General features: G+C 49.0%; 9 protein-coding genes. All 9 read left to right on the forward strand.

The window, feature by feature from the left end:
• The first annotated feature begins 2 nt into the window (after positions 1-2).
• Entirely contained in the window at positions 3-584 is a 582-nt protein-coding gene (pabA, locus tag JCM10914_RS27155; protein ID WP_023967157.1) for an aminodeoxychorismate/anthranilate synthase component II, read from the forward strand.
• Positions 581-1483, forward strand: a complete 903-nt coding sequence (locus tag JCM10914_RS27160; RefSeq protein ID WP_023967159.1) for an aminotransferase class IV — start codon at positions 581-583, stop codon at positions 1481-1483. The genes pabA and JCM10914_RS27160 overlap by 4 nt, the downstream gene beginning before the upstream one ends.
• Positions 1464-2324, forward strand: coding sequence for a dihydropteroate synthase (folP, locus tag JCM10914_RS27165; protein WP_023967161.1), 861 nt, complete (start codon positions 1464-1466; stop codon positions 2322-2324). The genes JCM10914_RS27160 and folP overlap by 20 nt, the downstream gene beginning before the upstream one ends.
• A gap of 39 nt (positions 2325-2363) precedes the next feature.
• On the forward strand, positions 2364-2726 hold the full coding sequence (folB, locus tag JCM10914_RS27170) for a dihydroneopterin aldolase (protein WP_023967163.1): 363 nt from the start codon (positions 2364-2366) through the stop codon (positions 2724-2726).
• Between the two features lie 7 nt (positions 2727-2733).
• Positions 2734-3282: a 2-amino-4-hydroxy-6-hydroxymethyldihydropteridine diphosphokinase gene (folK, locus tag JCM10914_RS27175; protein WP_036720427.1), complete on the forward strand. Its 549-nt coding sequence runs from the start codon at positions 2734-2736 to the stop codon at positions 3280-3282.
• Entirely contained in the window at positions 3234-3440 is a 207-nt protein-coding gene (locus JCM10914_RS27180; RefSeq protein ID WP_023967166.1) for a helix-turn-helix domain-containing protein, read from the forward strand. Before folK ends, JCM10914_RS27180 begins: the two co-directional genes overlap by 49 nt.
• Before the next feature lie 47 nt (positions 3441-3487).
• A complete protein-coding gene (gene dusB / locus JCM10914_RS27185; RefSeq protein ID WP_023967168.1) occupies positions 3488-4513 on the forward strand; it encodes a tRNA dihydrouridine synthase DusB in 1026 nt (341 codons plus the stop codon).
• Between the two features lie 206 nt (positions 4514-4719).
• Positions 4720-5196: a transcription elongation factor GreA gene (greA, locus tag JCM10914_RS27190; RefSeq protein ID WP_023967170.1), complete on the forward strand. Its 477-nt coding sequence runs from the start codon at positions 4720-4722 to the stop codon at positions 5194-5196.
• A 92-nt stretch (positions 5197-5288) separates the two neighbouring features.
• Positions 5289-6806 (forward strand): lysine--tRNA ligase, encoded by a 1518-nt coding sequence (gene lysS, locus JCM10914_RS27195; protein WP_023967172.1) that lies wholly within the window; start codon positions 5289-5291, stop codon positions 6804-6806.
• Positions 6807-7010 lie beyond the last annotated feature (204 nt).

Below are 7010 nucleotides of genomic sequence, written 5' to 3' on the forward strand. Positions count from 1 at the left end.
ACATGATACTGGTTATTGATAATTATGACTCGTTTACGTATAACCTGGTTCAGTATTTGGGCGAACTTGGCGAAGAAGTAAAGGTATACCGTAATGATGAGATTGATATCGCGGAGATTGAAGCACTGACTCCAGACCATATTCTGATATCACCGGGACCATGTACGCCTAATGAAGCAGGCATTAGCCTTGACATCATCTCCCACTTTAAAGGAAAAATTCCGATCTTCGGCGTTTGCCTTGGACATCAGGCGATTGGCCAAGCCTTCGGCGGTAACGTTATTCGTGCGGAGCGGCTAATGCATGGCAAGACATCGCCGATTCACCATAACGGCGACTCTGTCTTCGAAGGGCTGCCGGTTCCTTTCACGGCAACCCGATATCATTCCCTGATCGTGGAGCGAGAGAGTCTGCCAGATGAACTGGAGATCACCGCCTGGACGGAAGAAGGCGAAATTATGGGGCTGCGCCATAAACAATATCCGATTGAAGGCGTACAGTTTCATCCAGAGTCCATTATTACGGATCACGGACACCAGATGTTGAAGAATTTCTTAACCCGAACTGCAGGAGCGAGGGCATGAAATATATAGGCCTGAATGGCCGCATAGTTGAAGCAGCAGAGGCCGTCGTTCCTGTCATGGACCACGGTCTTCTGTACGGGATGGGTGTGTTCGAGACGTTTCGGACATACGGGGGACGACCCTTTTTATTGGAGCGGCATTTGGAACGTCTCAATCAGAGCTGTGAACAGCTTGGGATTGCACGTAAGGCGGAACCTTCGATGGTCTCGCACTGGATATCCGTGCTTATGGAAGCTAACGGACTGCAAGATGCATATATCCGATATACGGTGACGGCTGGCGAAGGTTTATTGGGTCTGCCTACGGAGCGATATATGAACCCCACAGAGATTTTATTGGCGAAAGAACTGCCGAGCGTGAGTCAAGCCGTTTATGAGAACGGACGACCTGTTCGCTTGCTCTCTTTGCCCAGGAACACGCCGGAATCTCCTGTTCGGATGAAATCGTTGCATTACATGAACAATATACTGGCCAAGCGAGAGCTGGATCAGTATCCAGCCTTGGAAGACGGACCGGCAGAAGGTCTTATGCTGACAGTGGAGGGTAACCTTGCCGAGACGATCGTCAGCAATATCTTTTTTGTAAGGAAAGGCCGCTTGTGTACGCCCGATATAAGCACAGGCATCTTGCCGGGAATTACCCGGGCACTGATATTGGAATTGGCGGAGCGGCTTGGCATCGAGTCGGAAGAAGGGCGTTATCGCTGGAGTGATTTACTTGAGGCGGACGAAGTGTTTACTTCAGGGTCTGTTCAGGAAATCGTTCCAATTACGACATTGATTGGCTCGAACAACCTTATCGTTCGCATTGGTCAAGGAAAGATTGGTCCGCTTACACATCAATTGTTGAACGCATATCGGGAGAAAGCAGGGCAAATACATGAAGACAACGATCTATGAACGTGAGTATAAACTTGGCAAGGATGCCGTATTACAATTGGGTCGATCCACGCTGATTATGGGCATATTGAATGTAACGCCGGATTCATTCTCGGACGGAGGACGCTATAACGATAGGGAGCGGGCTGTCGCTCATGCACTGAAGTTAGTGGAGGAAGGAGCCGATATGATTGACATCGGAGGAGAATCCACCCGTCCAGGCCATGAGAAGGTTGGGGCAGAAGAAGAGCTATCTCGTGTGATCCCGGTGATCGAAGCGATCCATAAGCAAGCTCCCCACATTCCGCTATCTATCGACACTTACAAAGCACAAGTCGCTCGGCAGGCAATTCTGGCCGGGGCACACATCATCAATGACATATGGGGTTTTAAAGACGATCCGGAAATGCCGAAGACGGCTGCGGAGTTGGGCTGTCCGGTGATTCTAATGCATAACAGGCGTGATCGCGATTACACGGACCTGATCGAGGACGTGAAGCGTGATTTAATGGAGAGTGTGGAGGTTGCGCGACAGGCTGGGGTCCAAGATCATCAGATTCTGCTTGATCCGGGCATCGGTTTCGCCAAAGATTATGACGAGAATTTGCAGGTTATGGCGTCACTTGATCAACTTGTGGCTCTCGGGTTTCCGGTATTGCTGGCGACTTCCCGCAAGCGATTTATCCAGACGGTGCTGGATGCGCCTGCACAGGATGTGCTGGAGGGCACAGCGGCAACGGTCGCTTACGGCATTGCCCAAGGCTGTCAGATCGTTCGTGTTCATGATGTACAACAGGTGAAACGAACAGCGAAGATGTGTGATGCGATGACCTACCGGTCGATGGAGTTAGAGCGGATATAAAATCTTAGTTTAGGCAACGAATGGAAGGACGGGGCGATCATGGATAAAATGATATTGAGTCGAATGGAATACTACGGCTATCACGGAGTGTTCGAGGAAGAGCGCAAGCTGGGACAGCGTTTCTATGTCGATCTTGAGCTGGAGATGGATTTAAGCAAAGCAGGAGAGACGGATGATTTGGATTTAACGGTAAATTATGCCGAGATTCATGAGCTTTTGCTGGGTATCATGCAGAGCGAGTCTTTTCGCTTGATTGAAGCTTTGGCCGAGCATATTGCATCTAAGGTACTGGACACTTATACTATTATCGATGCTTTAACGGTCCGATTGACGAAACCGCACCCGCCTTTTGACATTCATTTCGAAGGTGTGACCATCGAGTTGCGCCGGACCAGAAAGTGAGAGGATCATGAATTCACACGCCACCTCTGAATATTCAGAGGCTTATATTGCTTTAGGGGCTAATTTGGGAGACCGTGAAGGGAACCTGATGGAGGCCTTGGAACGGTTGGATGAAGTGCCTGGCGTAACGGTTACGCGGGTGTCCCATTTGTATGAAACTGAACCGGTTGGTTACGTAGATCAGCCGATGTTTATAAATCTGGCCGCGGTGGTGTCCACCTCATTAAGTCCGCACGGGCTGTTAGCGCAAACGCAGCAGATTGAGAAGCAGCTTGGACGTGTCCGCCATATTCATTGGGGACCGCGGACGGTTGATCTTGATCTGTTATGGATGGAAGGCTGGAGGCTGGATACACCGGAGCTCATTCTGCCACACCCCCGTATGTTCGAACGGGCATTCGTTCTAAGACCGCTTGCCGATATCGTACCGGAGTTTGAGCCTTCCGGTCTGTACCCTGTAGTGAAGACAGCACTGGCCCACCTGGAGGGAAAGGAAGGAATACAACTGTGGAAAAAAAGCAGCTGGCGCAGCGTATCCGCGCTTTCCGAAAACTGAAGGGTTTAACTCAGCAAGAACTGGCAGAACGAACCGGTATTTCTTTGGCCGTGCTTGGTGCAATAGAGAGAGGAAACCGGATGGCAGACGAGCAGACGCTGGTCCAGATTGCAGATGTCCTGGAGATAACGGTACAGGAACTCAAGACGCGCCATTAGTTCTACTGTATATAAATTAGATGAATGATAAAGGAGTGATAGGATACATGTTGAAAATCGGAGACATCGAGATGAAAAACCAGGTTGTACTCGCGCCCATGGCAGGCGTATGCAACCCGGCGTTTCGCTTGATTGCCAAGGAATTTGGCACAGGTCTCGTATGCGCGGAGATGGTCAGCGGCAAGGCGATAGTCCACGGTAACAAGCGTACGCAGGAAATGCTGTTCGTCGATGAGCGTGAGAAGCCGCTGAGTCTGCAAATCTTCGGCGGTGACCGCGAGTCTTTGGTTGAAGCTGCCAAGGTGGTTGACCAAGAGACTAATGCCGATATCATCGACATTAATATGGGTTGCCCTGCTCCGAAAGTAACCAAGGTCGATGCAGGTGCAAGATGGCTGCTTGATTCGGGCAAAATTTACGAAATGGTTGCGTCCGTGGTGGATGCGGTCAATAAGCCTGTCACCGTTAAGATGCGTACGGGCTGGGATAGTGATCATATCTATGCCGTCGAAAACGCGCAAGCTGTCGAACGGGCAGGTGGTCAAGCCGTAAGTGTTCATGGACGTACACGTGAGCAACTATATACCGGCCATGCCGATTGGAATATTATCAGACAAGTGAAAGAAGCGGTTTCGATCCCTGTTATCGGCAATGGCGATGTGGTTACACCCGAAGATGCGCGCCGAATGTTGGACACAACTGGCTGCGACGGCGTGATGATCGGACGTGGCGCACTCGGAAATCCGTGGATGTTATACCGGACGGTCGAATATTTGAAGACGGGCGAGTTGCTGCCCGATCCTTCTGCTCAGGAGAAGATCCGGATTGCCATCCTGCACATGGACCGTCTCATCGCCCTGCGGGGCGAGGCGGTTGCTGTTCGGGAAATGCGCAAACATCTGGCGTGGTATTTGAAGGGTCTTAAGGGCTCAGCACGTATTAAGGATATTATTATGGAAGAAACGAAGCGGGACGAGATGGTTGATCTACTCTATAATTTTGTAGACCAACGGATGGTCCAGGAAGATTCGACAAAAAGCGTGTATCCACAGGCAGCAGCGGCGATGGGCTGACCTTGCCAAGCGGCGGCCAGGCTGATTTTGATGGCACTCTGACGGCTTGCGTGCGCATTGACTTTTTGTAATGGTTCCCATATAATCTTTCAGTATAAATTCAAGAAACTAAGCAGGCATCAAGGGGAGTTCTGATCCCCGAGAATTGGCATATAGTTAAGATGATATCGTGGTATAAATTATTTACATGACAGGAGAATCGGTTAATGAGCGATAAAGAAGTCATTCTTACACAGGACGGTCTGAAGAAACTGGAGGACGAACTCGAGAATCTGAAGTCTGTAAAGCGCCGCGAAGTAGCTGAGCGGATCAAGGTTGCCATCGGCTACGGTGATATTAGTGAGAACTCCGAATATGAAGACGCTAAGAACGAGCAAGCCTTTATCGAAGGTCGGATCATTACGCTGGAGAAGATGCTCCGCAACGCGCGTATCATTAATAACGATGATATTAACACCGATGTTGTCGGTGTAGGTAACACCGTTATTGTCGAGGACCTCGAATTCGGTGATAAGATGGAATATACGATCGTGGGTACGGCTGAGTCGGATCCGCTCAACAATAAAATATCCAATGAGAGCCCTGTAGGCAAGGCGATTATCGGCAAGCAAAAAGGTTCTGTCGTGGATGTAAACGTGCCCGCAGGCGTGATTAAATATAAAATTGTAGATATCATGAAGTAAGTCGGAATGTGATCCAGAAAGCTTCCTTCGGGAAGCTTTTTTAAATAGGGACGATCAGATCGTTGCTAGTGAAATGAAGGAGATGAACAACGATGACGGAAGAAAACAATAACCATGAACAAGAGCAGGAGCAGGAACTGAGTGAGCTGTTGCAGATCCGCCACAACAAATTGGACGAGCTTCGCAAACTGGGAATCGACCCGTTCGGCGGCAAATATGTTCGCGATAGCCATGCCGGGGATATCCTCAAGGAATATGATGCCCTTACGAAGGAAGAACTGGAAGAGAAGCAAGTAGAAGTGAACCTCGCGGGACGGATTATGGCTAAACGTGGTATGGGTAAGGCTTCTTTTGCGCATATTCAGGACCTAAGCGGCCGCGTTCAAATTTATGTTCGTCAGGATACGGTGGCCGAAGCTTCGTATGAAGCGTTCAGCATTCTGGATCTGGGTGACATTATTGGCGTGAAGGGTGTTCTGTTCAAGACGAAGACAGGGGAAACGACCGTGAAGGTGAAGGAACTGGAAGTTCTCTCGAAATCGCTCTATCCGCTGCCTGAGAAATTTCATGGTTTGAAAGATGTAGAACTCCGTTATCGACAACGTTATGTGGATCTCATCATGAATCCGGATGTTCAGAAGACCTTCATTACCCGTTCTCGGGTTATTCAATCGATGCGTCGTTATCTGGATTCACACGGGTATCTTGAAGTAGAAACGCCAACACTGCATACGATAGCTGGCGGTGCCGCAGCAAGACCATTCATTACACATCACAATGCGCTGGACATGGATTTGTATATGCGAATTGCGATTGAGCTGCATTTGAAGCGTCTAATTGTCGGTGGTCTAGAGAAGGTTTATGAGATTGGTCGCGTCTACCGGAATGAAGGAATCTCTACACGTCATAACCCTGAGTTCACGATGATCGAACTGTATGAGGCTTACGCCGATTACCAAGATATTATGGCACTTACCGAGAATCTAATCGCTCACATCGCGCAAGAGGTGCTCGGCACGCAGGTGATTTCTTATCAAGGTCAAGAGGTCGATCTGACACCGCAATGGCGCCGCGTATCGATGGTTGATGCCGTTAAAGAGGTGGTCGGTGTTGATTTTGGCGTAGAGATGACGAACGAAGAAGCTCATCGTTTGGCAAAAGAACATAAAGTTCCTGTTGAGCCGCACATGACATTCGGTCACATTCTGAATGCGTTCTTCGAACAGTTTGTTGAAGAAACGCTGATTCAACCGACCTTCGTTACCGGCCATCCCGTTGAAATTTCACCGCTCGCAAAGAAGAATGATGTAGATCCGCGGTTCACGGATCGCTTCGAATTGTTCATCGTAGCACGTGAACACGCGAATGCGTTCTCTGAGCTGAATGATCCGATTGATCAGCGACAACGTTTTGAAGCCCAGATGAAAGAGAAGGAACAAGGCAACGATGAGGCGCATGATATGGATGAAGATTTCTTGCGTGCGCTTGAATACGGGATGCCACCAACGGGTGGACTCGGAATCGGTGTGGACCGTTTGATTATGCTGCTGACGAACTCTCCATCGATCCGTGATGTACTGCTCTTCCCACACATGCGTAACCGTGAATAGTATTCACTGGTGGATGAAATAGTAATGAGGCAGCCGAATTTACGGCTGCCTCATTTTTTTATAAAGTAATACTTGCACTATGATGAAATCCATGGTATATTATATTTCCGCCCAAGAGATTGGGGCTGGACAAACGTTCGAGTATAGCAAGCAAATGATGAGTTGAAATTAAATTCAAAATTAAAGCTTGCAAACATTGAGCGG

It is taken from the genome of Paenibacillus sp. JCM 10914, assembly GCF_001315105.1.
GTDB lineage: Bacteria > Bacillota > Bacilli > Paenibacillales > Paenibacillaceae > Paenibacillus_AQ.

Coding starts and splice junctions, on each gene's coding strand:
- folB (WP_023967163.1), top strand. CDS start 2,364: ATGGATAAAATGATATTGAGTCGAATGGAATACTACGGCTATCACGGA.
- lysS (WP_023967172.1), top strand. CDS start 5,289: ATGACGGAAGAAAACAATAACCATGAACAAGAGCAGGAGCAGGAACTG.
- dusB (WP_023967168.1), top strand. CDS start 3,488: ATGTTGAAAATCGGAGACATCGAGATGAAAAACCAGGTTGTACTCGCG.
- folP (WP_023967161.1), top strand. CDS start 1,464: ATGAAGACAACGATCTATGAACGTGAGTATAAACTTGGCAAGGATGCC.
- greA (WP_023967170.1), top strand. CDS start 4,720: ATGAGCGATAAAGAAGTCATTCTTACACAGGACGGTCTGAAGAAACTG.
- folK (WP_036720427.1), top strand. CDS start 2,734: ATGAATTCACACGCCACCTCTGAATATTCAGAGGCTTATATTGCTTTA.
- pabA (WP_023967157.1), top strand. CDS start 3: ATGATACTGGTTATTGATAATTATGACTCGTTTACGTATAACCTGGTT.
- JCM10914_RS27160 (WP_023967159.1), top strand. CDS start 581: ATGAAATATATAGGCCTGAATGGCCGCATAGTTGAAGCAGCAGAGGCC.